Annotated in this window: 22 protein-coding genes; 6 read left to right on the top strand and 16 right to left on the bottom strand. The window is 74.9% G+C overall.

What is annotated here, in order from left to right; translation table 11 throughout:
- Positions 1 to 9: 9 nt before the first annotated feature.
- Positions 10 to 1626, bottom strand: coding sequence for an AMP-binding protein (locus AC5K6T_RS09840; RefSeq protein ID WP_493207614.1), 1617 nt, complete (start codon positions 1624 to 1626; stop codon positions 10 to 12).
- 134 nt (positions 1627 to 1760) lie between these two features.
- Here AC5K6T_RS09840 and AC5K6T_RS09845 point away from each other — a divergent pair, with 134 nt between their 5' ends.
- From AC5K6T_RS09845 to AC5K6T_RS09870, 6 genes are all read left to right on the top strand, one after another.
- The gene (locus tag AC5K6T_RS09845; protein ID WP_493207615.1) at positions 1761 to 2891 is read left to right on the top strand and encodes an acyl-CoA dehydrogenase family protein; all 1131 of its coding nucleotides are present in this window, start codon (positions 1761 to 1763) and stop codon (positions 2889 to 2891) included.
- Positions 2888 to 3286 (top strand): RidA family protein, encoded by a 399-nt coding sequence (locus tag AC5K6T_RS09850; protein WP_493207616.1) that lies wholly within the window; start codon positions 2888 to 2890, stop codon positions 3284 to 3286. Before AC5K6T_RS09845 ends, AC5K6T_RS09850 begins: the two co-directional genes overlap by 4 nt.
- A 125-nt stretch (positions 3287 to 3411) precedes the next feature.
- A complete protein-coding gene (locus tag AC5K6T_RS09855; protein WP_493207618.1) occupies positions 3412 to 3858 on the top strand; it encodes a DUF6299 family protein in 447 nt (148 codons plus the stop codon).
- Between the two features lie 142 nt (positions 3859 to 4000).
- Complete coding sequence (locus tag AC5K6T_RS09860; RefSeq protein ID WP_493207619.1) at positions 4001 to 4681, top strand: hypothetical protein; 681 nt, start codon at positions 4001 to 4003, stop codon at positions 4679 to 4681.
- The gene (locus tag AC5K6T_RS09865; RefSeq protein ID WP_493207620.1) at positions 4564 to 5478 is read left to right on the top strand and encodes a hypothetical protein; all 915 of its coding nucleotides are present in this window, start codon (positions 4564 to 4566) and stop codon (positions 5476 to 5478) included. Before AC5K6T_RS09860 ends, AC5K6T_RS09865 begins: the two co-directional genes overlap by 118 nt.
- A 512-nt stretch (positions 5479 to 5990) precedes the next feature.
- A complete protein-coding gene (locus tag AC5K6T_RS09870; protein ID WP_493207621.1) occupies positions 5991 to 6671 on the top strand; it encodes a phosphatase PAP2 family protein in 681 nt (226 codons plus the stop codon).
- A 153-nt stretch (positions 6672 to 6824) separates the two neighbouring features.
- Here the strand turns inward: AC5K6T_RS09870 and AC5K6T_RS09875 are convergent, their stop codons facing one another.
- The 15 genes from AC5K6T_RS09875 to AC5K6T_RS09945 form a co-directional block, all read right to left on the bottom strand.
- Entirely contained in the window at positions 6825 to 8132 is a 1308-nt protein-coding gene (locus AC5K6T_RS09875) for a glutamate-1-semialdehyde 2,1-aminomutase (protein WP_493209259.1), read from the bottom strand.
- 187 nt (positions 8133 to 8319) lie between these two features.
- Positions 8320 to 8871: a dTDP-4-dehydrorhamnose 3,5-epimerase gene (gene rfbC, locus AC5K6T_RS09880; RefSeq protein WP_493207623.1), complete on the bottom strand. Its 552-nt coding sequence runs from the start codon at positions 8869 to 8871 to the stop codon at positions 8320 to 8322.
- Entirely contained in the window at positions 8868 to 10109 is a 1242-nt protein-coding gene (locus AC5K6T_RS09885) for a polysaccharide pyruvyl transferase family protein (protein ID WP_493207625.1), read from the bottom strand. Before AC5K6T_RS09885 ends, rfbC begins: the two co-directional genes overlap by 4 nt.
- Entirely contained in the window at positions 10106 to 11053 is a 948-nt protein-coding gene (locus tag AC5K6T_RS09890; RefSeq protein ID WP_493207627.1) for a glycosyltransferase family 2 protein, read from the bottom strand. The genes AC5K6T_RS09885 and AC5K6T_RS09890 overlap by 4 nt, the downstream gene beginning before the upstream one ends.
- Before the next feature lie 92 nt (positions 11054 to 11145).
- Positions 11146 to 12504: a hypothetical protein gene (locus AC5K6T_RS09895; protein WP_493207629.1), complete on the bottom strand. Its 1359-nt coding sequence runs from the start codon at positions 12502 to 12504 to the stop codon at positions 11146 to 11148.
- 5 nt (positions 12505 to 12509) lie between these two features.
- Positions 12510 to 13793 carry a DUF4910 domain-containing protein gene (locus tag AC5K6T_RS09900; RefSeq protein WP_493207631.1) on the bottom strand — a complete coding sequence of 428 codons (1284 nt, stop codon included), beginning with the start codon at positions 13791 to 13793 and terminating at the stop codon, positions 12510 to 12512.
- Positions 13781 to 14806 (bottom strand): NAD-dependent epimerase/dehydratase family protein, encoded by a 1026-nt coding sequence (locus tag AC5K6T_RS09905; protein ID WP_493207633.1) that lies wholly within the window; start codon positions 14804 to 14806, stop codon positions 13781 to 13783. Before AC5K6T_RS09905 ends, AC5K6T_RS09900 begins: the two co-directional genes overlap by 13 nt.
- A gap of 3 nt (positions 14807 to 14809) precedes the next feature.
- The gene (locus tag AC5K6T_RS09910; protein WP_493207636.1) at positions 14810 to 15457 is read right to left on the bottom strand and encodes a PIG-L deacetylase family protein; all 648 of its coding nucleotides are present in this window, start codon (positions 15455 to 15457) and stop codon (positions 14810 to 14812) included.
- The gene (locus AC5K6T_RS09915; protein ID WP_493207638.1) at positions 15454 to 16281 is read right to left on the bottom strand and encodes a glycosyltransferase family protein; all 828 of its coding nucleotides are present in this window, start codon (positions 16279 to 16281) and stop codon (positions 15454 to 15456) included. The genes AC5K6T_RS09910 and AC5K6T_RS09915 overlap by 4 nt, the downstream gene beginning before the upstream one ends.
- The gene (locus tag AC5K6T_RS09920; RefSeq protein ID WP_493207640.1) at positions 16278 to 17513 is read right to left on the bottom strand and encodes a class I SAM-dependent methyltransferase; all 1236 of its coding nucleotides are present in this window, start codon (positions 17511 to 17513) and stop codon (positions 16278 to 16280) included. The genes AC5K6T_RS09915 and AC5K6T_RS09920 overlap by 4 nt, the downstream gene beginning before the upstream one ends.
- Entirely contained in the window at positions 17510 to 18784 is a 1275-nt protein-coding gene (locus AC5K6T_RS09925) for a glycosyltransferase (protein WP_493207642.1), read from the bottom strand. The genes AC5K6T_RS09920 and AC5K6T_RS09925 overlap by 4 nt, the downstream gene beginning before the upstream one ends.
- A 2-nt stretch (positions 18785 to 18786) precedes the next feature.
- Positions 18787 to 20124: an O-antigen ligase domain-containing protein gene (locus AC5K6T_RS09930; RefSeq protein WP_493207644.1), complete on the bottom strand. Its 1338-nt coding sequence runs from the start codon at positions 20122 to 20124 to the stop codon at positions 18787 to 18789.
- Position 20125: 1 nt separating this feature from the next.
- Entirely contained in the window at positions 20126 to 21859 is a 1734-nt protein-coding gene (locus AC5K6T_RS09935) for a right-handed parallel beta-helix repeat-containing protein (RefSeq protein ID WP_493207646.1), read from the bottom strand.
- Between the two features lie 10 nt (positions 21860 to 21869).
- Positions 21870 to 23813: a heparinase II/III family protein gene (locus AC5K6T_RS09940; RefSeq protein WP_493207648.1), complete on the bottom strand. Its 1944-nt coding sequence runs from the start codon at positions 23811 to 23813 to the stop codon at positions 21870 to 21872.
- Positions 23810 to 26086: a bi-domain-containing oxidoreductase gene (locus AC5K6T_RS09945; protein WP_493207650.1), complete on the bottom strand. Its 2277-nt coding sequence runs from the start codon at positions 26084 to 26086 to the stop codon at positions 23810 to 23812. The genes AC5K6T_RS09940 and AC5K6T_RS09945 overlap by 4 nt, the downstream gene beginning before the upstream one ends.
- Positions 26087 to 26100: the final 14 nt, after the last annotated feature.

Below are 26100 nucleotides of genomic sequence, written 5' to 3' on the forward strand. Positions count from 1 at the left end.
TCGTCGGGGTCAGCGGCCGCCGCCCTCCGTGCGGAGCCGGAACCGCTGGAGTTTGCCGGTGGCCGTGCGGGGCAGCGCGTCGAGGAAGACGACCTCACGCGGGCACTTGTACGGTGCCAGCTCCTCCTTGACGAAGGCGCGCAGGGCGTCGGGGTCGCGGGGGGCGCCCGCACGCAGCACGGCGTAGGCCACGGCGATCTGCCCGCGGTCGTCGTCGGGCCGGCCCACCACGGCCGCCTCCACCACGTCGGGATGGCGCAGCAGCGCCTCCTCCACCTCGGGGCCGGCGATGTTGTAGCCAGCCGAGACGATCATGTCGTCGGCGCGGGCGACGTAGCGGAAGTAGCCGTCGGGTTCGCGGACGTAGGTGTCGCCGGTGACGTTCCAGCCGTCCCGCACGTACACGCTCTGGCGCGGGTCGGCGAGGTAGCGGCAGCCGACCGGGCCGCGCACGGCCAGCAGGCCGGGCTCCCCGTCGGGCACGGGAGCGCCGTCGCCGTCCTGGACGCGGGCCTGCCAGCCGGGCACGGGCAGGCCGGTCAGGCCGGGCCGTGCGGCGTCGTCGGCGGCCGAGATGAAGATGTGCAGCAGTTCGGTGGCGCCGATGCCGTTGATGATCCGCAGGCCGGTCCGCTCGTGCCAGGCGTGCCAGGTGCCGGCCGGCAGGTTCTCCCCGGCGGAGACGCAGCGGCGCAGGGAGCCGAGATCGTGGCCGTCGGCGTCGGCGAGCATCGCCCGGTACGCGGTCGGCGCGGTGAACAGCACCGACACCCGGTGCCGGGCGATCGCGGGCAGCAGCTGCCGGGGGCCGGCCTGTTCCAGCAGCAGCGCGCTGGCGCCGGCCCGCATCGGGAAGACGACGAGGCCGCCGAGCCCGAAGGTGAAGCCGAGTGGGGGGCTGCCCGCGAACACGTCGTCCCGGTGCGGCCGGAGCACGTGCCGGGAGAAGGTGTCGGCGACCGCGAGGAGGTCGCGGTGGAAGTGCACGCACCCCTTGGGGCGGCCGGTGGTGCCGGAGGTGAACGCGATGAGCGCCACGTCGTCGGCCGCGGTGTCCGCCGCGCGGAACTCCGCGGCCGCCGGGGAGCCCGGGATCCCCGGGCCCGGTGCGGGCCGGCGCAGCAGGTCGTCGTCGGCGTCGCCGCCGTACGTCGTGACGGCCAGACCCGGCACCTGAGCCTTGACGAGGTCGTCGACCGCGCGGACGTCGCACAGCGCGTGCCGGACGCGGGCCATCTCGCACATGGTGCGCAGCTCGTGCGGGCGCTGCTGGGCGAGCACGGTCACGGCGATCGCGCCCGCCTTGAGCACGGCGAGCCAGCAGGCGGCGAGCCACGGGCCGGTGGGCCCGCGCAGCAGTACCCGGTTGCCGGGCACCACCCCGAGGCCGCCGGTCAGCAGGTGCGCGATCCGGTCGACCCGCTCGCGCAGCTCGCCGTACGTCCAGCTGCCGTCCGGGGTGTGGAACACCGGGCGCCCGCCGGGCGGTCCGTCGAGGAGTTCGGCGGCGCAGTTCAGCCGTTCGGGGTAGTGCAGCTCCGGCAGGTCGAAGCAGAGCTCGGGCCACTGCGCGCGCGGCGGAAGACGGTCGCGCGCGAAGGTGTCGAGATGGGCCGACTCGTTCATGGCGGTTCGCCCCCTGGGTGGAGTGGGCTCGCACAAGGGCTCCGGTGGACAGCGCCCCTGGAGCGTATCGCCTTGATGACGACAGTCAAGACAGCGCGATAGGGTCGTGTGCAGGCCTGGAAGAGGGGACCGGCATGACCGCATTCTCGCTCGAACCGGCGCAAACCGCCTGGTGTGCCGAACTGCGTGCCCTGGCCGCGCGGCAGCTGCGCCCGCTCGCCGACCAGGGCGAGGAGGGCCGCGTCAACCGTGCCCTCCTCGGCGAACTGGGCCGCCTCGGCCTGCTCGGGCGCCTGTTCACCTCCGGTGCCCTCGATCTCTGTCTGATGCGCGAGTCCCTCGCCCACGCCTGCACGGAGGCCGAGACCGCCCTCGCCCTCCAGGGCCTCGGCGCCCACCCCGTGCACGCGCACGGCACCCCCGCGCAGCGCGAGCGCTGGCTGCCCGGCGTCGCCGACGGCTCCGCCGTCGCCGCGTTCGCGCTCACCGAGCCCGGGGCGGGCTCCGACGCGGCCGCGCTGTCGCTGGCGGCCGCGCCCGACGGCCCCGGCCGCTGGCGGCTCACCGGTGAGAAGCGGTGGATCTCCAACGCCCCCGAGGCCGACTTCTACACGGTCTTCGCCCGCACCGCCCCCGGCTCGCACGGGGTGACGGCCTTCCTCGTCCCCGCCGGCCGGCCCGGCCTCACCGGCGCCGCCCTCGACATGCTCTGCCCGCACCCCGTCGGCAGCCTCGCCTTCGACGTCGTACCGGTGACCGCCGCCGACGTCCTCGGGGACACCGGCCGCGGCCTGCGGGTCGCGCTCGGCACCCTCACCCTGTTCCGGCCCAGCGTCGGGGCCTTCGCCGTCGGCATGGCCCAGGCCGCCCTCGACGCGGCGGTCGCCCACACGGCCGAACGGGAGGCCTTCGGCGGCCCGCTGAGCGACCTCCAGGCCGTCTCCCACCAGGTCGCCGAGATGGCGCTGCGCACCGAGGCGGCCCGGCTGATGGTGTACGCGGCGGCCGCCGCGCACGACCGCGGCGACCGGGACGTGCCGCGCCGTGCGGCGATGGCCAAGCTGCTCGCCACCGAGACGGCGCAGTACGTCGTCGACGCCGCGGTCCAGTTGCACGGCGCCCGTGCCCTCCGGCGCGGACACCTCCTGGAGCACCTCTACCGCGAGGTCCGGGCGCCGAGGATCTACGAGGGGGCCAGCGAGGTGCAGCGCGGGATCATCGCCAAGGAGACCTACCGGACGGCGGCGAGGAGGCCGGGCGCATGAGTGTCGAGCGGGTCAACCCGGAGGGGCTGGCGCCGCCGGCCGGCTTCTCGCACGCGGTCGTGGCGACCGGGACCCGGGTGGTGTTCCTCGCCGGGCAGACCGCCCTGGACGCCGACGGCGGGATCGTGGGGCAGACGCTCCCGGAGCAGTTCGAACGGGCCCTGGGCAACCTGCTCGCCGCCCTCGCGGCGGCCGGCGGCACCCCGGCCGACCTCGCCCGGGTCACCGTCTACGCCACGGACGTCGCCGAGTACCGGACCCACGCCGCGGAACTGGGCCGCACCTGGCGGAGGCTGGCCGGGCGGGAGTACCCGGCGATGGCGGTCGTGCAGATCGCACGGCTGTGGGACGAGACGGCCCGGGTGGAGCTGGACGGCTTCGCGGTTCTGCCGTAAGGGTGTTCGGCATATGCCGGTGGCCGTGGGCCCGGCGTCAACACGCCGACGGAGGGGTGACGGTCACCGGCGCGGACACGGACGCCGGGTACCAGTGGAAGCCCCACAACCGGAGGTCTCCCCCCATGACTTATCGTTCCTTCCTCGGCGCCGCTGCCGCTGCCGCCGCCGGTACCGCCCTCCTGCTCGCCGCGCCCGCCGCGCCCGCGGCGGCCGCCGCGGCGGGCCCCTACGAGACCGTCACCGTCGACCCCGTCGGACGGATCGCTCCCGACGGCACGGTCACCCTGTCCGGCACCTACCGCTGTGCGGGCGGCGCCGGGCCGGTGTTCGTCAGCTCCAGCGTCGCCCAGGACCGGCCGTCCGTGCGGCACGGCGTCGGCGGCACGCGCGCGGTGTGCGACGGTGCCGAACACCGCTGGGCGAACCAGGGCCGGACCGCGCCCGGTTCCCTGCGGCCGGGGGCCGCCCGCGTCGAGGCCACCCTGATGGAACTGCGCACCCAGGGCGGCCTCCCGCTGCCGGCCTTCCACGCGACCCGGCAGCAGGACATCGCCCTCACCGAGGGCTGACCGGCCGGCGGAGGGCGCGAGGGCCGGGCGGACCGGGCCGCGCGGCCCGGCGGAGCCGACGGCGCGCCCGGCCCGCGCCGCCCGGGCGACCGTGCCGCCGCGAGGCGTCGACCCCGCCGCGGCAGGCGGCGCAGCCGGCCGGGTGGGGCTCGAACGCCGCCCCCTCCGCGGCCGGCAGCGCGTGCGGCGCACGGGCGGCCGCTCCGACAGCATCCCCGCCGCGGCGGGTACCCTGCGGGGCGCGTACACGTACTCCTTCACCTACACGCCCACCGGCAACCCGGCCACCACGACGCTGCCCGCCGGCGGCGGCCTGACGGCCGAGAAGCTGATCACCCGCTACGACGACCAGGGCCTCGCCCTGTCCACCTCCGGTCCCGACTGGTACGTCAACGACACCCGGTACGACCCGGAGGGACGGGTCCTGCGGACCAGTTCGGGCAGCGCCCCGTACCGGCTGTGGACGACGGACTTCTACGACCCGCACACCGGCAGGCTGACGCAGAGCGTCGACGACCGCGAGATCCCCGACCACCGCGTCAGCGACGTCCGGTACGCGTACGACACCAGCGGGAACGTCAAGAAGATCACGGAGCACACGGGCAGCGGGACCGGCAAGGTCTCCGACACCCAGTGCTTCGCCTACGACGGCCTGCGGCAGCTCACCGCCCGGGGTGGAAGCGGGAGAGCCGAGAAGGGGAACCGATGCCGGACAGCGAGATGGACCGGGACGCCGTGCAGTCCTGGGAGGCGCCGGGGCCGCTGGAGCCCCGTGTGCTGCCCGAGGGCGCCGAGGCCGACCGGGTGGCCGCGGCGCAGCTGATGCTCGGCCGCTACGGCGCGCTGCTGGCGCCGCCGGTCTCCTCGCCCTGGCACGGCACGGTGCGCGACGGGATGAGCCGGGCCCATGACACGGCCGGGGCCATGCTGCGGTTCGGCTACGGCGAGGGCGAGGACCAGATCGCGCCGTTCCAGGTCGGGTTCGCCCGGCAGGACCTCGCCGACGCGATCGAGGCGCTGGCCGGTGGGCACGCACCCCGCGAGGCGGCCGTGGAGCTGGTCCTCGAACTCGCCCGGACCGTCTACGACCTGGTGGCCGCACCCGCCGACACCGCGCTGTTCGACGCCGCGTGCACCCTCGCCGACCGGCTCGGCGGGGAGCGGGAGCGCGCCCTGCGGGAGAGGGACCTGGCCGAGCCGGCCACCGCCCGCGAGGCGGGCCGCACCGCCTCCGCCGCGGCCATGTGGGACCGCGACGCCGCGTACGCCGCCGCCTTCGCGGACCGGGTCCGTGACGAACTGCGCGCCCGGGGCCACCACTTCGGCACCCTGCTGACCGGGATGACGATTCCCGTCTCCGAGGAGGGTCTGGACCTGGTGCGGGAGATCGTCGCCGCGATGGCCGCCCGCTTCCGGATCAGCGACGAGGAGGCGCTGACCCGCGTCACCGCCTACTTCACCGGCTGGGACCTCACCGACGAGTCCGACGCGGGAGACCTCGACCACATCGGCCACCAGACCCCCGCGGAATGGGCGGGCAGCATCTACCTGGGCCTGCCCTTCCACGAGGTCCAGCCGGACGCCGACCTCACCGGCCGCACGCCCCGGCCGCTGCCCTGAGCCGGCTCTCCCGGGGGAGCGGGCCGTGTCCGGCGCCCCGTTCCGCGGTGAACTCCGGCTCCCGTTGGGGCGTTGCGGCGGTGGCCGCGTTCCTCCGCTCGCCGCGCCGCGTTCCCCGGACGGACCCTTCCGCGTCGCGGCGCTCCGCACCCGGCCTGCGCGGACCGGCGCCGCTGCCCGCGGGGGTCGGCGGGGCCCTGCGGAGGTCCCCGTGTGCGGAGGATCCGGGTCAGGGGCGCGGACTTTCCGAGGGCGCTGTGCCCGGCCGCGTTCTTGGCTAGGGTGGCTCGCAGAGACCGACCGACGCCGACCGACGCCGACCGACTCCAACCGACGCCAACCGACGCCGACTGGCGCCGACTTACTCCGAGTGACGCCGACGCCCTTGACCAGGGGAGACAGGACGCCGCTGACGTATGGCCGCCCACCGGTCGGACGAAGGGCCGCACGCTCACCTCGCTCCCGGAGGGCGAGTCCCGGAACACCGTGGGACCGGCCCTGCGGCCCCCGCGGTGCTGCCTCCGTCGCTGCGCAGGCCGCTCGGGCTGGTCGCGGCCCTCGCCGCGCTGGTGGTCCTCGCGCTCGGGGTGCGCTACGCCGGCGACGGAGAGCCGGGCACGGTGGACGCGCGGATCGGGGCGGTGGCGTACGGCGTGGGGACGCCGTGGCGGCATCTCGCGCTGGCCACGGACTTCCTGGGCGAGCCCGCCGGAGCGGCGATGCTGGTCGCGGCCACCGTGACGGGCTGTCTGCTGCTGCGGCGGCCTCGCGCGGCGGTGCTCGCGGTGGCCGCCGCCGCCCTGACGGTGGGGGCGGCGACGCTGCTCAAGTCACTGGTGGGGCGCACCATCCACGGCGGGAGCCTGTCCTACCCGAGCGGGCACACCGCCTTCCTCACCGGACTCGCCCTCGTGGCGGCGCTGACCGCGGCCGGCCGGCTCGGCCTCGGCAGGACGGCCGGCACGCTCCTCGTGCTCGGCGCGGCGCTGGCGGCCGGCGCCGCCATGGGCTGGGCGCAGGTCGCCCTGGGCGCGCACTACCCGACCGACACCCTCGGCGGCTGGTCGACCGCCCTGGCGGCGACACCGGCGACCGCATGGCTGGTCGACCGGGCGGCCGACCGGACAGGTGCCCGGCGGGCCGCCCGGCCGGCCGGCGGGGCGGCCGGCACCGGGCCGCAGCAACCTCGCTGACGCCGCGCCGGGACAGGGCGTCCACCGGGACAGGGCGCCCGCCGGGACAGGGCGCCCGCCGGGACAGGGCGCCCGCCGGGTCACGGCGTCCGCCGGGACAGGGCGCCCGCCGGGTCACGGCGTCCGCCGGGACAGGGCGCCCGCCGGGTCACGTCACGCCGAGCGGCGGAACACGGGCTTGACCGGCCGTCCGCCCAGCCAGGGGGTGGGGTCACCGGCGTCCAGGGCCTTCCGGTACACCGCGCACGCCTGGCCCACCACGTCGACGGTGTGCTCGATGTCGGCGTCGTCGAGCGCGCTGCTCACCACGAACGAAGGGGCCAGCACCCCGCCCATGAGGAGTCGGCGCAGGAACAGGGTGCGGTACTGCTGCGACGGCCGCCCGTGCGCGTCGAGCGTCGCGAAGACCAGGTTGCTGGCCCGGCCCCGGAGGACGACGTGGTCGCCGACGCCCGCCTGGGCCGCGGCCTCGCGGACCCCGGCGGCCAGCCGTTCGCCGAGGGCGTGCAGCCGCGCGGTGACGCCCTCTTCGACGTAGGTGGTGAGCACGGCCGTCGCGGCCGCCAGGGAGTGCGTCTCCGCGCCGTGCGTGGTGGACAGCAGGAACACCCGGTCGCCGGAGTGGCGCAGCCCGCCCCGCTCCATCAGGTCGCGGCGCCCGGCCAGCGCGGACACGGCGAATCCGTTGCCCAGCGCCTTGCCGAACGTGGAGAGGTCGGGGACGACGCCGTACAGGCCCTGCGCGCCGGCCTCGGACCAGCGGAAGCCGGTGATCATCTCGTCGAAGACCAGCACGCAGCCGTACCGGTCGGCCAGCTCGCGCAGCCCGGCGAGGTAGCCGGGCGGCGGCTCGGTGTGGGTGGCGGGTTCGAGGACCAGGCAGGCGATCTCGTCCCGGTACCGGGTGAGCAGCTCCTGGGTGGCCGCCAGGTCCCCGTACGGGAACGTCACCGTCAGCTCGTTGGCCGCCGCCGGTGTCCCGGCGGACATCGGCGTGGTGCCGATGAACCAGTCGTCCACGGAGAAGAACGGATGGTCGGCGCAGAGCGCCACCCGCGGGCGCCCGGTGGCGGCGCGGGCCAGGCGCACCGCGGCGGTGGTGGCGTCGGAGCCGTTCTTCGCGAACTTCACCATCTCGGCGGTCGGCACCGTCGCCAGGAAGCGCTCCGCGGCGTCGACCTCCACGACGGACGGCCGGACGAAGTTGCTGCCGCGGTCGAGTTCCCGCCGCACCGCCTCGGTCACGCGGGGGTGGGCGTGGCCGAGGCTGACCGACCGCAGGCCGGAGCCGTACTCGACGTAGCGGTTGCCGTCGACGTCCCACACATGGGCACCGCGGCCGTGGCTGATCACCGGAGCCAGACCGTCCGGGTACTGGTCGTCGCCCTTGGCGTAGGTGTGCGCGCCCCCGGGGACCATGGCGTGCAGCCGCTCGTTCGCCGCCCGCGACCTGGGCAGCAGGAGCTCCGCGGAGCCTGCGGTGTCCCCGGCGCCGGGGGTGCCCGGGGTGCCCGGGGTGCCCGGGGTGTCGGCGGCGCCTGCGGCGCCTGTGGCGCCTGTGGCGCCTGTGGCGCCTGTGGCGCCTGTGGCGCCTGTGGCGCCTGTGGCGCCTGTGGCGCCTGCGGTGTCTGTGGTGGTCACGTCTGCCTCAGCTCTCTCTGTGCTTCAGGACCTCGGCGAGGCTCGGCGCCTCGCGGTCGCGCCGGGACATCGACGTGACCGGCAGCGGCCAGGGAACGGCGAGCTCCGGGTCGTCGAAGGCGATCGTCACGTCCTCGGCCGGGTCGTGCCGGCGGTCGATCCGGTACGAGACGTCGGCGGTCGCGGTCAGCGCCTGGAAGCCGTGCGCGCACCCCGCCGGGATGTACAGGGTCTCCTGGGTGTCGTCGGACAGCTCGAAGAAGGCCCGGTTGCGGTAGGTCGGCGAGTCCGTCCGCAGGTCCACGACCACGTCGAAGATCTTCCCGTACGAGCAGCGCACCAGCTTGGCCTCGCCGGCGCCGGAGCGCAGGTGCAGGCCGCGCAGCACGCCCCGGACCGAGCGGGACAGGCTGTCCTGGACGAAGGCGTCCGGGTCGAGGCCGGCCGAGCGGACCACGTCGGCGTCGAAGGTGCGGCAGAAGAAGCCGCGTTCGTCGGCGTACGGGGTCGGCCGGAACAGGAACGCGCCGGCGATCGCCGGGACTTCGGTCGCCTTCATGGAGTCTCCCGCGTGGCGTGGGTGTGGTCGGCCGCCGGGAATGCCGGGAACAGGGCCGTGGTCAGGGCGGTGAACTGGTGCTCCAGGCGCCGGGCGGCGGCCCGGTTGCGCTCGGCGAGGGTCTGCCGCAGCCGCGCCGACTCCTTCTCCAGCGCCCGGAACTGCTCGATCAGCCGGTCGGCGTCGACCTCGCGCGCCGGGTGGCAGTACGCGTCCAGCCCCATCTGCGCCATGAGCGCGTCACTCTTGGCCGCATAGCTGAGGGCCAGCGTCGGCGTGCCCGTCTTCAGGGCGCAGACCAGGTTGTGGTAGCGGGTCGCCACCACGGCGTCGGCGGCCGCGGTCTCCCTCATGAGGTCGTCCAGCGAGGCCGCCCGGGCAGCGGTGACCAGCGGCGAGCCGACCGCTTCGAGGATCGCGTCGACCACCGGCACGTCGCAGCCGTCACCGGTGAGCAGCCGGACCGGCCTGCCCTCCTCGACCAGGGCGCGCACGAAGCGCGTCGTCCCGTCGAGATAGCGCCGGTGGATCTCCTCCGCCCGGGCGCGGTCGTCGTTGCCGCCGTGGAAGGCCATGACGCCGACGCAGACCCGGCCCGGCGGGTCCGGGGGCGCGCTCGCGGGCGGTGCCGGCAGGGCGAAGGCGAGGTCCGGGTGGACCTCGTCGCGCCCGGTGTCCACCCCCATCGCCCGCATCGCGTCCCGGGACAGGGTGTCCCGGTACGACCGGTAGGAGGCCAGCCGCGCCGACCAGCGCACCAGGGCCCGGGTCGGCCGGTCGCCGATCGCGGCGGCGCCGACGCCGACCAGCGCGACCCGGGTGCCGAACAGCCGGCCGGCCGCGCAGAGCAGGAACAGCGAGTACGGGAAGCCCCACGGCCGCAACGGCAGCGTGGCCTCCAGGACGCCCATGCCCGGCACGATCACCACGTCGTGCCGGCGCACCCAGGCGGCGGTGCGGAAGACGTCGACCAGCTTGCCCAGGCCCTTGCCCACGACGGCGCCCGCCCGTGACGCGGTCCGGTACTCCCCGCGGTACCAGTGCAGTCGCGTCGCGGGGATCCCGTACCGGGCCGTGACGACCCCGGGCCCGCCGCACAGCGCGTCCACGGCCGCCTCCGGGTGCCGGAGCCGGAGGTAGCCGAGCACGGCCTCCAGCGACCCGTCGTTGCCGAGGTTGCCGGAGCCGAGCAGGCCGAACACCCCGACACGCACCGGGGTTCCGCGTGCGGGCGTCATGCCCGCCTCCCCTCGCGGCCGGCGACCAGCGCGTCGACGGAGACGGCGAGCCGGCCCGGATCGACGGGGGCGCGGTCCTCGACCCGCTCGCCGGCGCCCGGCCGGACCCGGCTGGTCATCCACGCGGCCAGATGGCGGTAGCAGGCGCGCCGGTCGGCAGGGGACAGCGGCGCCCGCCGGACCGCCGAGACGAAGCCCCACACGTACTCCGCGAGCAGCCGGGGCGTCGGGTGCAGCGGGCCCGCCCGGCGCGGGTCGAGGTTGACACACCGGGCGCGCTTGCCCGGGTTCGCCCGCTCGGCGCGGGTGGGGTGGTCGCGGCGGAAGTACAACAGCTCGGGCACCTGGTGGAACGGCCCGTGCAGGGTGATCTCGGCGACGAACGTGCGGTCCGCGTGGTGGTAGCTGTCGTGCGGCTTCACCCGGCGCAGCACGTCGGCCCGCATCACCCCGTAGAAGTCGTCGCCACCGGGCTCGAACAGCAGGCTGCGGAAGCGCTCCGGCGCGTGCGGCGAGTCGGTGGCGAGCCCGTACTCGTAGGGGACCTTCACCCGGCCGTCGCCGTCGATGACCGCCTGGCCGGTGTGCGCCAGGATCACCTCCGGCCGCTCGTCCAGCGCCTCGACGCAGCGCCGCAGCAGGTCCCGGGCGTACAGGTCGTCGTGCGAGGCCCACTTGAACAACTCGCCGCGGCACTCGGTGAACACGTGGTTGTGGTTCGGCGCCGCGCCGATGTTCCGGGGCAGCCGGAGGTAGCGGATGCGCGAGTCCCGCGCGGCGTAGCGGCGGCAGATGTCCTCGGTCCCGTCGGTCGAGGCGTTGTCGGAGACGACCAGCTCGAAGTCCTCGTAGGTCTGGCCGAGCAGGGCCTCCAGCGACTCGGCGAGGTACTCCTCGCCGTTGTACACGGGCAGGCCGATGCTCAACCGGGGCTGGGCGGTCATGGCGTCCTCACTTCATTGCTTCATCGCTTCACTGCTTCACTGCTTCACTGCTGCGGTGCTTCATTGCTTCATCGCTTCACTGCTTCATCGCTTCACTGCTGCGGTGCTTCACTGCTCGGCTGCCGCGGTGTGTCACCGCCGCGGGGCGTCACCGCGTCGTCGACGAAGTCCCGGCGGCGCTCGCGCAGGGCGGCCCGCAGCTGCAGCCACCACACCGCGGAGCTGCCGACGGTCGCGGCGGCCACCCCCCAGGCCGAGCCGGACGTGCCGGCCAGGGCCGCACCGCCGAGCCCGCCGGCGACGTAGCAGGCGGAGGCGAACAGCTGGCTGCGCAGGCTGCGCCGGGCCGCGGCGAGCGCGCGCAGCCCGGCCGCCGCGCCGGTGCCCAGGCCCGCGCCCGCGACGCCGAGGGTGGCCGGCACGATGAGCCCGGCCGCGGAGTGCCAGACGCCGCCGAGGACCAGCTCGCCGGCGCGGTCCGGCATCAGCAGCAGCGCGGCGCCCCAGAGCAGGGCGGCGACGGCCTGTCCGCCGCCCAGCAGCAGGCAGAACGGGCCCAGCCGGTGCGGGGACCGCCGCAGCACCCGCGCCGCCTCCGCGACCGTCACCAGCGACAGCCCCATCAGCACCGCGAGGAACGGCCCGAGCAGCAGCTCGGCCCCCCGGACCGCACCCACCGCGCCGACCCCGGCGATCGCGCCGAGCCCGTACGCCCGCAGCTGGCTCGCGCCGCTGACGCAGGTGTTCTCGGCCAGGTACCGGTAGCCGAGGTCCCGGTGGTCGCGCACCCACGCGCGGGCCCCGGTCAGCCGGGGCCGGAGCCCGGACTGGAAGCAGCCGTACACCGCGGCGACCGCGGCGGACGCGCCCCAGGCGAGCACGAACGCGGCCACACCGCCCACGCGCGCCGCCACCACCAGGGCCGGGACCAGCGCGACGCCCCACACGAGGTCGTTGACGAACGCCTTGCGCCCGGTGCCGGCGGCGAAGAACGAGTACCGCCAGGCGTCCTGGAGCATCAGCCCCGGCAGCATGACGCCGAGGCACGCGAACGCGGCCCCCACCTGGCCGCCGAGGGCCGTCCCGGCCGCCAGGCACGCCACGCCGGTGGCGGCCCCGACGCCGAGCGCGGTACCCGAGGACCGGGCCACCGCCGAGCGCCAGGCGGACTCCGGCACGCCGCTGAAGCGCACCACGAGCGGGTCGGTGGCCAGCCCGCGGGAGACGCTGAGCACCACGCCGTACGTCACCCAGGCCAGGCTGAACACGCCGAACGCGGCCAGCCCGAGCGAGCGGGCCACGTAGATGCCCACCGCGAAGTTGGTCACGCTGGAGGCCGCCTGGTCGGCCAGCCCCCAGGACAGCCGGCCCACCACGGCCCGCCTGGCGCTCCGCCCGGTGGGCCCGGGCGGTGCCGCCGCTGCCGTCGCCTTCTCCTCCCCGGTGGTCATCGGCGTCACGCCTTGATCAGCCCGGCGCCGTGCAGCGCCCCGGCCGCGGCGGCGACGGTGTCGAACGGCAGCCCGGACCGCTCGGCGACGTCCAGCAGACCGTGCTCGCCGTCCGAGAGGCTGAGCACCCAGAGCATCGCCATCTGGGCCTCCTTGGCGTCGCTGCGGCCGCCGAGCGCGTCGTACAGCCCGCGCCGGCCCAGCTGCGGTTCGCCGTAGGGGCTGAGGTTGACGTACCGCCGGTTGCGGTCCAGCACGCCGAACGCCTCACGGCACAGGGCGAGCGTGTCCGCCATCGCCTCCGGGGAGACGAAGTCCAGGTCGTCCGCCGAGGTGTGGTACTCGGGGTAGCCGGCGTACGGGGTCCGGCTGAGCGAGCCCACGCCGAGATCGAACCCGGGCGAGCAGAACTGCCGCTCGTCGTAGCCGTACGGGGTGAACTCGGTGACCCGGTGCGGGCGTCCGGAGGCGCGCAGCACATGCCGCATCACCCGGTCGATCTCCGCGTCGCCGCGCCTGCTCCGCTTGTACGTCAGCTGCCCCCGGTCGCCGGCGCAGGCCAGCACCAGCCCGTGCCTGACCCGCTGCACCCGCTCGGCGTTGCGGGCCAGCCAGGTGATCGCCCCGATGGTGCCGGGCGCGAACAGGAACCGGTAGGTGTACCAGGGCGTCCGCTCCGCCAGCGCCCGGGCCAGGAACACCGCCACCGCGATGCCGGCCAGGTTGTCGTTGGCCAGCGACGGATGGCAGACGTGGCAGGAGACGATCACCTCGTCGGCGACCTGCCCGGGGACCACGTGCTCGGCGTAGGTGAGGTGGCCGGCTTCCAGCGTGGAGTCGATACGCACCTCGTACTCGCCGTCCGGCAGCGCGTCCAGGGTCTCCTGGGCCAGGCAGAACCCCCACTGCGGCTGGTAGTAGCTGGTGCGGTAGGGCACCCAGGACGGGTGCTCGGGCAGGGTGTGCAGATGTCCGCGCAGCTCGGCCAGCGGCATGGTCGCCGACACCGGCACGCTGTAGCCGAGCACATGCAGGCTGGACGCGGCGAAGTCGACGACCCGGCGGCCGGAGGCGTCGGCGATGTACGCGTCCCGGATGTTCCACTCCTTCGGCACCGTCCAGTCGAGCACCTGGGTCCCGGTCGGCACCTCGTGCACCTGCAGCGGCACGTACTCGCCGACGATGTCCAAGGTGGCGCGCACCCCGTCGCCGGTGATGCTCCGGCACAGCGGGTACAACCGCTCCACCAGCCGGTGCATCTCCTCGCCGGCCGCGGTCATCGGCGCCACCGCAGGGTGTCGTCGACGGCGCCGGCCTCGGACGCCGCGCGCAGCACGGCCAGCCGGGTGAAGCGCTGCTCGAAGTCCTCCCGGGTCAGTCCGTGCTTCCGGTAGGCCTCGGCGAGTTCGAGCGCGCCCCGCTTCACCGTCCACGCGCAGTCGAACCCGGGAATCGCGGCGCGGAACCGGGAGAAGTCCACCCGGTAGGACCGCGGGTCGGCACCGGTCTCCCCGGTGATCACCACCTTCGCGCCGGACACCGCCTCGGCGACCTGCTCGGCGATCTCCGCGACCGTGACGTTGTTGGTCTCGCTGCCGATGTTGAACGCCCGGTCGTGGACCGCCTCCCGCGGCGCGACCAGCGCCGCCGCGAAGGCCCGCGCGATGTCGGCGGCGTGCACCAGCGGACGCCAGGGCGTGCCGTCGGAGAGCACCAGCACCTCACCGGACAGCAGCGCGTGACCGACGAGGTTGTTCAGCACGATGTCGGCGCGCAGCCGGGGGGAGTGGCCGAAGGCGGTCGCGTTGCGCAGGTACACGGGGCTGAAGTCGCCGTCGGCGAGCTCGTGCAGGTCGTCCTCCACCCGCACCTTGGACTCCGCGTACGGCGTCACCGGGCGCAGCGGGGCGTCCTCGCCCACCAGCTCGTCCCCGCCCGCGGCGCCGTAGACCGAGCACGTCGACGCGTACAGGAAGCGCCGCACCCCGGCGTCGCGGGCCAGCCGGGCCAGCCGCACGGACGCGTGGTGGTTGATGTCGTAGGTGAGCTCCGGAGCGAGCGCCCCGAGCGGGTCGTTGGACAGGGCGGCCAGGTGGATCACGGCGTCCACCCCGGCCACGTGCTCGGCCGTGACGTCACGCAGGTCCACCCGCGTCCCCGGCGGGTCCGCGGGCGGCGGGCCGAGCACGCAGTCGGCGAACAGGCCGGCGTCCAGCCCGACGACCTCGTGCCCGGCGGCCGTGAGGACGGGCGCCATGACGGTTCCCAGGTAGCCCTGGTGCCCGGTGAGCAGTACGCGCAAGGTTCATTCCCCCAGATCGAGAGTGAGTTTGGTGACGGCGAACGCCTCGGCGTAGCGCGCGTGGCATTCGATGCCGCGGATCCGGGCCAGCCCGAGGAAGGCCTCCCGGTCGTACCAGGGCCGGTGCCGCTGCGAGGGGTAGTGCTCCTGCAGCAGTCGCACCTTGCGTTCGGCGTTCTCCGGCGTCAGCGGCTGGTACGCCGCCGGGCGGCCGAGGTCGCCGTCCCACTTGACGATCTCGTAGCCCAGCACGAGGTGGTCGCGGTACGCGGTGGACACCAGCTTCGCCAGGCCGCGGTGGTCCTGGTGCGCGTCGTCCGTGCGCGGGGCCAGCACGAGTTGCGGCTCGGTGCGGGCGCGCAGTTCCTCGACGGCGGCCTTGGCCTCCTCCCAGTGCGCCGGCAGCCGGCCGTCCGGCAGCTTGAGCACGGTCAGCCGCAGGTCGGCGCCCGGGCAGAAGGCGGCGAGCGCGGCCTGCTCCTCCTGCTCCCGCTCGCCGCCGCCGCCGGAGAGCACCAGCGCGTCGACGCGGACACCCGGCCGCGCCCGGCACAGCGTCAGCAGCGTGCCGCCGGCGCCGATCGCGATGTCGTCGCAGTGCGCGCCCACCGCGACGACCCGGTCCAGGGGCCCGGCCCCGAGCCGGATCACGCGCCCGCTCCCGAGCCGTACCCGGCGCCGGCCGCGCCCGCCGTCACCGCGTCCCGCTCCCACACGGCCCACGGGCGGTCGCCCCGGGTGTAGGCCTCGTCGAGCGCGGCACGCTCCTTCACGGTGTCGGTCGGCTTCCAGAAGCCGCGGTGCTGGTGTGCCACCAGCCTTCCGCGCTTGGCCAGTTGGGTGCATCCGTCGGCGACCAGGTCACCGTTCTCCGGGATGTGGTCGAAGATCTCCTGACGGAGCACGAAGTAGCCGCCGTTCTCCCACAGCGGCAGTTCGCTCACCGCGGTGATGCCCCCCACCAGCCCGTCGTCGCCCAGGTCCACGCAGTGGAACGAGGACTGCGGCGGCACCACCATCATCGAGGCGCCCGCGTCCCGCCGGGCGAACCGGTCGATCATCTCCGGCAGCGGGGCGTCGGTGAGCACGTCGGCGTAGTTGGCGAGGAACATCTCGTCGCCGTCCAGGTGGTGGCGCACCCGGCGCAGCCGCTCCCCGATCGGCGACTCGATGCCGGTCTGCACGAAGGTGATCGTCCAGGAGGCGATGTCGGTGGACAGCAGCTCCGTCCGCCCGCCCCGCAGCACGAAGTCGTTGGACGTCGTCTCCTCGTAGTTGAGGAAGAAGTCCTTGATGTGGTGGGCCCCGTAGCCGAGGCACAGGATGAACTCCGTGTGCCCGAAGTGCGCGTAGTAGCGCATGACGTGCCAGATCAGCGGGCGCGGGCCGACCATCGCCATCGGTTTGGGCACGTCGTCGGAGGCGCCGTTGCGCATCCGCATCCCGTAACCGCCGCAGAACAGTACGACCTTCATGACTTGACCTCGACAATGCTGAGTTCCGGAATGGGAAAGACCAGCCGGCCGCCCCAGTCGTGCACGAAGGACAACTGCTCGACCAGCTCGGCCCGCAGGTTCCAGGGGAGGACGAGGACGTAGTCCGGCTTGTCGGCGGCTATCCGCTCGGGCGGCAGGATCGGGATGCGGGTGCCCGGGGTGAACCTGCCGTGCTTGTAGGGGTTGCGGTCGACCGTGTAGGGCAGCAGGTCGGGCCGGATGCCGCAGTGGTTGAGCAGGGTGTTGCCCTTGCCGGGGGCGCCGTAGCCGACCACCGTCTCACCGCGCTCGGCCGCCTCGACGAGGAACCGCAGCAGGTCCCGGCGCACCCGGGCCACCCGGGCGGAGAACTCGGCGTACCCGGACAGCTCCTGCAGGCCGGCGGCCTTCTCCCGGTCCAGCACCTCGGCCACCCGCCGGGTCGGCTCCCCGGCCGCCTCGGCCGGCCGGGCCCACAGCCGGATCGACCCGCCGTGCGTGGGCAGCAGTTCGACGTCCACGAGCGTGAGTCCGCCGCTCGCCAGCGCCCGGGCCGCGGACGCGACCGTGTAGTACTGGAAGTGCTCGTGGTAGATCGTGTCGTACTGGTTCTCCTCGATCAGGGTCAGCAGGTGCTGCACCTCGATGGAGACCCAGCCGTCGTCGGCGACCAGGGCGCGCAGCCCCCGGGTGAAGCCGACCACGTCGGGGATGTGCGCGTACACGTTGTTCGCCACGACCAGGTCCGCCGGGCCGTGCTCGGCGCGGACGGCCGAACCGGTGTCGGGGTCCAGGAACGCGGTGAGGGTGGGCACCCCCGCGTCCCGCGCCGCGGCGCCGACGTTCACCGACGGCTCGATGCCGAGGCAGCGGATCTGGCGGTCCACCAGGTGCCTCAGCAGGTACCCGTCGTTGCTCGCGACCTCCACCACGAACGCGTCGGTGCCGAGACCCAGCCGCCGCACGGCGCCGTCGACGAACGTGCGCGCGTGCTCCACCCAGGACGTCGAGTAGGAGGAGAAGTAGGCGTACTGCGTGAACGTCTCCTCCGGCGTGATCAGCGGAGGGATCTGGGCGAGCCAGCAGTCGGTGCAGACCCGCAGGTGCAGCGGGTACGCCGGCTCCGGCCGGTCCAGTTGGTCCGCCGCGAGAAAGCTCTCGCACGGCGGGGTCGCCCCCAGGTCGACGACGCTCGCCAGCGCCTCCGAGCCGCAGAGTCGGCATCGTGTCATCTACTGCCCCCATCCCGCTCGCGCGGCTGCGCCCGCCGCGAGCCAGTGCTCGTGTCCCCTTGCAGCGGCGGGCCGTCCCCGCCGCCGGACCGTCCCGCGATCGCGGTGCGGTAGCCGTCCACCAGGCGCTCCAGCCCGACAGCCGGGCTGAAGTCCTGCTCGTACCGGCGCCGGGCCGCCTCCCCCATCTCCCGGTTGCGGTCCGCCCCGGCCGTGATCCGGCGCAGCGCGGACGCGAGCGAGGCCGGATCGCCCGGGCGGTGCAGCAGCCCGGTCACCCCGTCCTCGACGAGTTCGACGAAGGCGCCGTGACCGGCGGCGACGGTCGGCACGCCGGCCGCCATCGCCTCCACGACCACCAGGCCGAACGCCTCCAGCCAGGTGGAGGGAGCCACCACGGCGACCGACCGTGCGACGGCCCTGCGGCACTCCGCCTGGTCGTACAGGCCGGCGTAGCGCACGTCGTCCCGGCCCGCCGCCCAGGCGGTCACCTCCCGCTCCAGCGGCCCCGTGCCGGCGATCACCAGCGGTACGCCCGCACCGCCCTGCGCGGCGATCTCGTCCCACGCGGCCATCAGCAGCCGTACGCCCTTGGCCTCCGCGAGCCGGCCGAGATAGAGCAGGTGCTCGCCGGGGCCGGTCCGGCGCACGCCCGGTTCCGGCACGAAGTTGTGCTTCACCGCCAGCCGCCCGGCCGGCATGCCGGCCCCCGCCAGGACGTCGCGCTGCGCCGCGGAGATGCAGAAGAACCGCTCCACGCCGGACCACCACCGGCGCCGGTTGACCGACAGGCTGACCGCGAGCGGCACCGTCGCCAGCCGGGAGTTGCGGTAGCAGCCGTGCCGGACGGCGGGCAGCGGCGCGGACCCGACGCACTCGGTGCACGGCCGGCCGTCCCGCTGCAGCGTGCCGGGCGGGCAGACCTGGGTGTAGTTGTGCAGCGTGGCCACCGCGGGCACGCCGGCGTCGGCGCACGCGGCCAGCACCGCCGGCGACAGCAGCGGGAAGACGTTGTGCACGTGCACAACGTCCGGCCGTTCGGCCCTCAGCCGCGTGGCGAGCTCCGAACGGACCGCCGGGTTCCACGGCACCAGCAGCGGCAGCACGGCCTTGCCCGGCAGGGACCGGGCGGCGATGTCGTCGCTGCGCCGCTCGAACAGCCCCACCCGGTGGCCCGCCTCGCGCAGCAGCGCCACCTCCTGGTCGACGACCTTGTTCTCCCCGCTCGGCTGCGCCGATGCGTAGCGGTTGTGCACCACCAGGACGTGCATGCTCAGGTCACCTCCGGTCTGCGGGCCCACAGCGGGACACGTCGTCGGGGAACGCCGGCCGCCGGCCCGGCGGCGCCGGGCGTGGACAGGGTGTCGCCGGGCGTGGACAGGGTGTCGCCGGGCGGGGGCAGGGTGTCGCCGGGCGGGGGCAGGGTGTCGCCGGGCGGGGGCGGCGCGGTGGCCGCGGCAGGCGCCGCCAGCAGCGAGGCGGCCACCGCCAGGTGCAGCAGATACGGCGAGGCGTCACCCAGCCCGGCCTCGGTGTACGACGCGATCGCGCAGTAGCTGATCAGGAAGATCGCGCAGGCCCGCTGCAGCGACGGCGGCCGCAGCAGGGCCACGCCGCCCAGCACGACGACGACCGCCGCCACCAGGGCGACGCCGGTGAGGCCCTGCTCCAGATAGACCGCCAGCCAGCTGTTGTCGATCGGCAGCCCGCCGAACGACTTGTCGCCCAGACCCGTGCCGAACAGGTACTCCGAGGTCGACCGGGGAGCCGCCAGCAGGGCGTCCCAGACCTTGGCCCGGCCGGTGAGGCTGGTGAAGTTCTCCTGGCTCTGCCCGCGCAGGAACCACGCCTGCAGCAGGGACCCGAACCCCACCGCGGCCACCGCCGCGCACAGCACCGCCCAGCCGAAGAACCGGCGGGCGGCGGCACTGGTCAGGACGAGCGAGCCGATCGCCAGCGTCAGCCCGGCGAGCAGGCCGAGGGTGGCCGTCCGGGTGTGGGTCATCGCGAGCAGCACGAGGGACGGCACGATGACGGCCGCCGCGCTGCGCCCGTCGGTCCGGCGGCCCAGGAGCAGCAGCGCGGTCAGCCCGATGATCACCGCGGCGTACTGTCCGATCTGCGGCGGGGTGAGCGGCCAGAGCGCGCCGACCAGCCGGCCGCCGTAGAGCTCGGGCATGGCCGCGCCCGGTGAGACGACCGCGCCCGCGGCCACCGACGCGAGGACCGCGAAGTACATCCGGATGTGGTGCCGCACGAACGTCAGGCCGCCGTCCCACCAGCGGCTGACCAGCCACAGCGTGCCGACGAAGAGAGCCAGCCGGGCGCACCGGAACAGCGCGCCGAACCCGGACTCCGGGTTGACGCTGGAGATCACGCTCGGCACCAGCAGCAGGGTCAGCAGGAACACGTAGGCGTTGGCCCGCACACGCAGCCGGAGGTTGACGGTGAGCGCCAGCGCGAACGCGGCGGCCAGCGAGCCCATGGTGACCATCTGGATGAGGGAGCGCGGCAGCGGGACGATGGTCTTCGCCCCGGCGGAGCCGAGCGTGTTGAGGATCAGCAGCCCCCAGACCGCCCCGACGGCCTTCGACCTGTGGTGCGTGCCCATCTCACCCACCGCCCCGTGCGCGGAAGGTGCTGCCCGCGTCCTGCTGGTACGGCGTGCCCCGCCACTGCCCGGAGTCGAGGATCCGGCTCGGGTCGTGGGCGACGAAGGTCCACGGGCCGACGTAGACGTTGTGGTGCCAGCGGTTGTCCTGTTCGCGGGTGATCGCCTCGGCCACCTGCTCGCCCTGGTAGGGCGACCAGTCCGGGAAGGTGCCGTAGTTGGCCAGCAGCGCCATCCGGTCGCACATCACGGTGCAGTCGACGACCGACTTGTCCAGCACGAAGTGGTTGTGGTGGATGTCCACCCGCTGGGTCTTCCACCGGCAGTCGGCGTAGAGCGGCGCGGTGGCGATGGCCGGCTGCGCGCAGCGGCCGGTGTCCTTCACCAGCAGCGTGCAGTCACCGGAGGACGTGTTGGCCGGGCTGTTGCAGAACCGGTCGGCGTTCTCCCACAGGGTGATCCCGGACCAGTTGTCCTCCAGCACGTTCCGGTAGATCTCGATCTCGTCCGTGCGGGCCGGGATCCGCGGCTCTCCGCCGGACTCGGACAGGTAGAGGGTCGCGAACGGGAAGGTGTCCCCGCGGTCGGCGTGCCTGCGGCCCTCCACCCAGTTGTTCCGCCGGATCGTGTTGTCGCGGACGACCGCGTTGTAGCTGGTCTCGTAGATCAGCGCGGCACCGTCGTTGGCCTCGACCAGGTTGTCCTCGATGAGGAAGTCGTTGTTGTTGGTGTCCGCCCACAACCCGGCTCCGCGGTTGTCGTGCACCCAGTTGCCGCGGACGTCGGCGCCGTCCACGGCCCAGAACTTGACCCCTCCGGTGCAGCCGCAGCCCGGCCGCCGCCGCTCCCAGTCGTCCCGGTTGTTGCCGGTGATCTCGTTGCCCTCGACCAGCAGGCCGTCGACCCGGCCGGAGGCCTTGTACGCGTTCATGCCGTACTGGCCGTTGTCGCGCAGGCACGAGGCGCGGACCCGCTGGCGGGAACCGGCCATCAGCCCGGCACCGGAGTTGTGCTGGATCGTCGTGTGCTCGATCACCCATCCGTCGGCCGAGTCGTGGTTGACCACGCCCTCGTCGTGCGGTGCGACGAACCCCTGCACGGTCAGGTGGCGGATGGTGACGTCGCGGGCGGTGCCGCCGAACGCGTACTGGTTGGTCCTGCGGCCGTCGAGGACCGCGCCCGGCGCGCCGAGGTAGGTGTTCCCCTCCTTGGGGAGGACCTGGGCGTAGCGGTCCGGGGCGAGCCTGTGCTTGCCCGGGCGGAGCCAGAACGTGGTGTGCGCGGGGCTGTTCCTGGTCTTCGCGGCCAGGTCGCCGGCCACCGCGGGGTCGACCGTCACCGCGCCCGCCGGTGCCGTCGCCGGTCCGGCCGCGGGCTTGTCGCACACCCGTGCCACGGGCCGCGCGGACGGCGCGGTGGTCGGCTTCGGCGGCGTGGCCTGCGTGCTCTCGCAGCCCGCCGCCAGCAGCAGGGCCAGCGAGGCCACCGGCCACGCCCACGGCCGGCGCCTGATCCGCACGCCTGCCGGGGCGGGCTTCCGGCCGATCACCGCGGCGGTACGACGCGCGCGCCCGCGCACCGCGCCGGGGGCGTGGCCGCGGACCGCACGCGCCGCACCGGCGGACAGCCCGAGGACACCCGGCACCGGGGATCCGGGCCGGCCGCCGGGGAGCAGACGCCGGCCGCGGTCCCCGGCCGCCCGGCGGCGGCCGCCCAGTCCTCCACGGAGATCCATCACCAGCCCCCTAGCCGCGGAACCCGAGCACGGTGGTGAACTCCCGCCCGCCGTCGGTGAACCCGGTGCCGAGCAGCGTGGTGGCGGGCTCCTTGCGTCCGAAGCCGGGGGAGTACCAGCCCAGCGGCGGGTCGCTCTCGCCGCGGTGCGCCCGCCATTCCAGCCGCGCGGGCAGGTCGAGCACCGCGGAGCGGTCCTCGCCGTCCCGGGTCCAGGTCAGCACCGCCCGGTTCCCCGTCAGGTCCGCGGTGACCGCCGGACCGAGGTGGAACGCCAGGCGCACCGCCCGGCGCGGGCCGCGCACCTCGTCGACCACCCGCAGCTCGCGGTCCGCCCCGGTCAGCTCCACCCGGCGACGGTGCACGGAGCGCGGGTAGCCGTCGTGCTCGGCGCACCAGCGGGCCACCTGCCCGTCGGACGTGTCGGCGACCAGGACGCGGCTGCGGGCCTGCCGGGTCCACAGGAACGGGCCGCCGGAGACGGACTGGTCGCCGCCGTCCAGTTGGAGGGTGTTGTGGCCGAGGGTCGACCGGAAGTACTGCCGCCACTCGGGCTGCCCGTGGTAGCAGTACGTCCCCGGGTCGGCGAGCACGTCGACCCCGTCGTGCCGGACCTCCAGGGACAGCGCGTCCGCGTGCGCGTGCGCGGCGATGGACAGGAATCCGTGCGGACCGCCGTCGCAGCGGCACCAGATCTCCCCCGGACCGCGCAGGACGGTCAGGCCCGCGTCGGGGAAGTGGGCCGGCCGGTGCGCCGGCCGGGGTCCGGCCGGGGCGCCGGGCCGGATGAGCGCGGCCAGCAGCGGGGTGCGCACATCGGTACCGGTCACCTCCGGCCACCAGGCGAGCCGTCCGAACACGGCGTCCCCGGTGGCCAGCAGCGAGGCCCAGCGGTCGGTGCCCGCGCCGTCCACGACCAGACCGTGCCCGTCGTCCGCGTCCCCCTGCCGCGGCGGCCGCAGCCGGTTGTCCACGACGGCGGCCAGCGCGTCGGTCATCCGCAGCAGCACCAGCCGGACCGGCGCGGGGACCGGCACCCCGGCCGCGTCCGCCTCGGCCACCGCGGCCAGGCCGAGCTCCAGCACCAGCCCGTGGTACTCGGTGGCCAGCTCGCGGTTGAGGCCGGAGGCGAAGGTGTTGGCGGGCAGATGCCGTTCCAGCGAGCGCAGCGCGCCGGCCCGCCAGCGCGCCGAGGCGGGGAACCAGCCGAACGCGCAGGCCGCGGCGAACTGGCCGGCGGCCTCGGCGATGACGTGGTTGTTCGCCGAGGACCCCCGGCTGGGGAACGCGGCCAGCCAGCGCTGGTGGTGCCAGATCTGGTCGAGCGCCTGGGGGTTGTCCTCGAACAGCCCGGCCGCGCCCGGCCAGCCGTCGAGCAGCCGGCGGATCCACACCCAGGACAGCAGCCGGATCCCCAGCTCGATGCCGCTGGTCCAGTGCACCCCGCGCAGCGGGGCGTTGGCCGTCCACCACGAGCGCAGGTGCGCGGCCACCCGCTCGGCGTACCGCTCGTCCCCGGTGACCGCGTAGGCGGCGGCGAGCACGGTGAGGTACTGGTGCCGGGACGGCTCCCAGATCTGCTTGATGTCCCCGACCGCGTCCTCGTCCCGGTACGGCACGTCGAAGGCGTAGCCGTCCGGCGCCCGGCGCCCGGTCTTCGGGTCGCGGGCCCAGTCCGGGTCGGCCATGTCGTCGCGGTCCACGCCGAAGTACCCGGCGTGCCCGGCCATCAGCCGGTCCGCCTCGGCGACCAGGCGCTTCGCGGCGTCCGGCGGCAGGGCGGCGACGGTCCCGGCGGGCAGGACCGCGGTGAACCGGGCGCCGGTCACGTGCGGGGAAGCCGGCAGCGCCGACCGCCAGCGCCGCCGGCGCACCGCGTCGCCCACCCGGCCGCCGACCTCCCGCGGCCCCATCCGGGACAGCCGCCGCAGGTACCAGCCCGCGCTCATCGTCATCGGGCGCCCGCCAGCGTCACCGGCGCGCCGCCCGCCAGACTGGTCTGCACGGCGAGGGTGGCCGCCGTGGTCGCGGCCAGCGACGAGAGCGGCACCGGCATCGGCCCGCCGGTCCGCACGGCCTGGAGGAACGCGTCCAGTTCGGCGCGCTGGCCCTTGTCCCGGGCCCGGGGCAGCCGGGAACTGACCCACGGCTTGCGGCGGCCGTCGTGGACGGAGGCGCGGACGAAGTCGTCGAGCCGCAGCGCGCGGCCGTCCGCGACCAGGTCCAGCGTCTCCTTGGGGAAGCCGGCCGGGCCGGTGGTGACGTAGCTGATGGTGGCGGTGGACCCGCCCGGATAGCGCAGCACCACCTGGAGGTCCTCGTTGCCGGGCGTGGCGACGGCGTACACCGAGACCGGGTCGGCGTCGAGCAGCCAGCTCGCCGTGTCGATGAAGTGCCCGCCCTCGCCGGCGAACCGCGAGCCCTCGGTGCCCTGCCGGAGGTACCAGCTGCCGTGCTCCAGCCGGCCGGCGTTCACCAGGTAGCGGACCCCGGCCGGTCCGGTCCGGGTGCCGAACCGCTTCCTGGCCTGCCGCAGCAGCGGCGCGAACCGGCGGTTGAAGCCCACCTGCAGCCGGTCGTTGCCGGACTCCTCCACCGCGGCGAGCACGCCGGCCAGTTCGTCCTCGCCGAGCGCCAGCGGCTTCTCCACGAACACCGCCTTCCCGGCCAGCAGTGCCCGCCGGGTCAGTTCGGCGTGCGAGCTGTGGCGGGTGACCACGAACACCGCGTCGACCGACGGGTCGCCGAGCACGGCGTCGAGATCGGTGGTCGCCTCGGCGAAGCCGAACTTCCGCTTCGCGTTGGCCGCGGACAGCGCCGTCGTGGTGACGACCGCGGACAGGGCCACGCCGTCGCGCTGCTGCAGATGCGGCAGCAGCATCGACGTCGCGTAGTTCCCCGCGCCGACGAACGCCAGCCGCACCGGCGCCCCGGCGGGCCGGGCCGGGACGGACCCCCCGCCGCCGCGCCGTGCCGCGGGGGCGGCCGGTGCGGGGGCGGTCTGCGGTGCGGCGTCCACCCGGGCGGTCTGCTCCGGGGCGGTCTGCTCCGGGGCGCTCTGCTCCGGGGCGGGCTGCTCCGGGGCGGGCTGCGCGTCCCCGGTGCGTCCGGGGTACCGGAACAGCACGGCCACGGCCTTCAGGTCGCCGTCCTTCAGACGCCGGTACGTCTCCACGGCGTCGTCGAAGTCGGCGATGTGGGAGACCAGCGGCTCCACGTCGACACGGCCGCGGGCGACGAGATCCAGGAAGCACGCCAGGTTGCGGCGCTCGGTCCAGCGCACGTAGCCGATCGGGTAGTCCCGCCCCTGGAGCTCGTACTCCGGGTCGTAGCGCCCGGGACCGTAGGAGCGGGAGAACCGGACGTCCAGCTCCTTCTCGTAGTACGCGTTCCACGGCAGGTCCAGACGGCACTTGCCGATGTCGACGACCCGGCCGCGGTCCCGGCTCAGCCGGGCGGCCAGCTCGACGGGCTGGTTGCTGGCGCCGCCGGCCGCCAGGTACACCTGGTCCACGCCGTGGCCGCCGGTGAGTTCGGCGACGGCGTTCGCCACCGCCGCGGAGGCGGGATCGCCGCAGGCCGCCGCCCCCAGGCGCTCGGCGAGCTCGCAGCGCGCCGGGTCGGGGTCGACGCCGACGACGCCGACTCCGGAGGCCGCCAGCAGCTGCACCACCAGCTGCCCGATCAGCCCGAGGCCGATGACCAGCGCCACCTCGCCGAGCTGGGGCTCGCCGCGGCGGACGCCCTGCAGGGCGATCGACCCGACCGTGCCGAAGGCCGCGTGCCGCGGCGCGAGGCCGTCCGGCACCCGGGCGTAGAGGTTCTTCGGCACCCAGTTCAGCTCGGCGTGCAGCGCGTGCTCGTTGCCGGCGCAGGCCACGAGGTCACCGACCGTCACATCGTCGATCCCGGCGCCGACCTGCTCGACCACCCCGCACAGCGAGTAGCCCAGCGGCGTGTAGGAGTCCAGCTTGCCCATCACCTTGCGGTAGGTGGCGGGCACCCCGTTGACGGCCACGCTCTGCACGACCTTGGCCACCTGGTCCGGCCGGGAGCGGGCCTTGCCGAGCATCGACATGCCGGCCTCGGACACCTTCATCAGCTCGGTGCCGGTGGATATCAGCGAGAAGGCGCTCCTGACGAGCACACCGTCCGGCTTGCACCCCGGCACCGGCACGTCAAGCAGCGTCAGCTCGCCGCTCTTGTAGTTCTGAACGACCTGTTTCACCCGAAGTCCTCTTG

It is taken from the genome of Streptomyces sp. B8-7 (assembly GCF_058833805.1).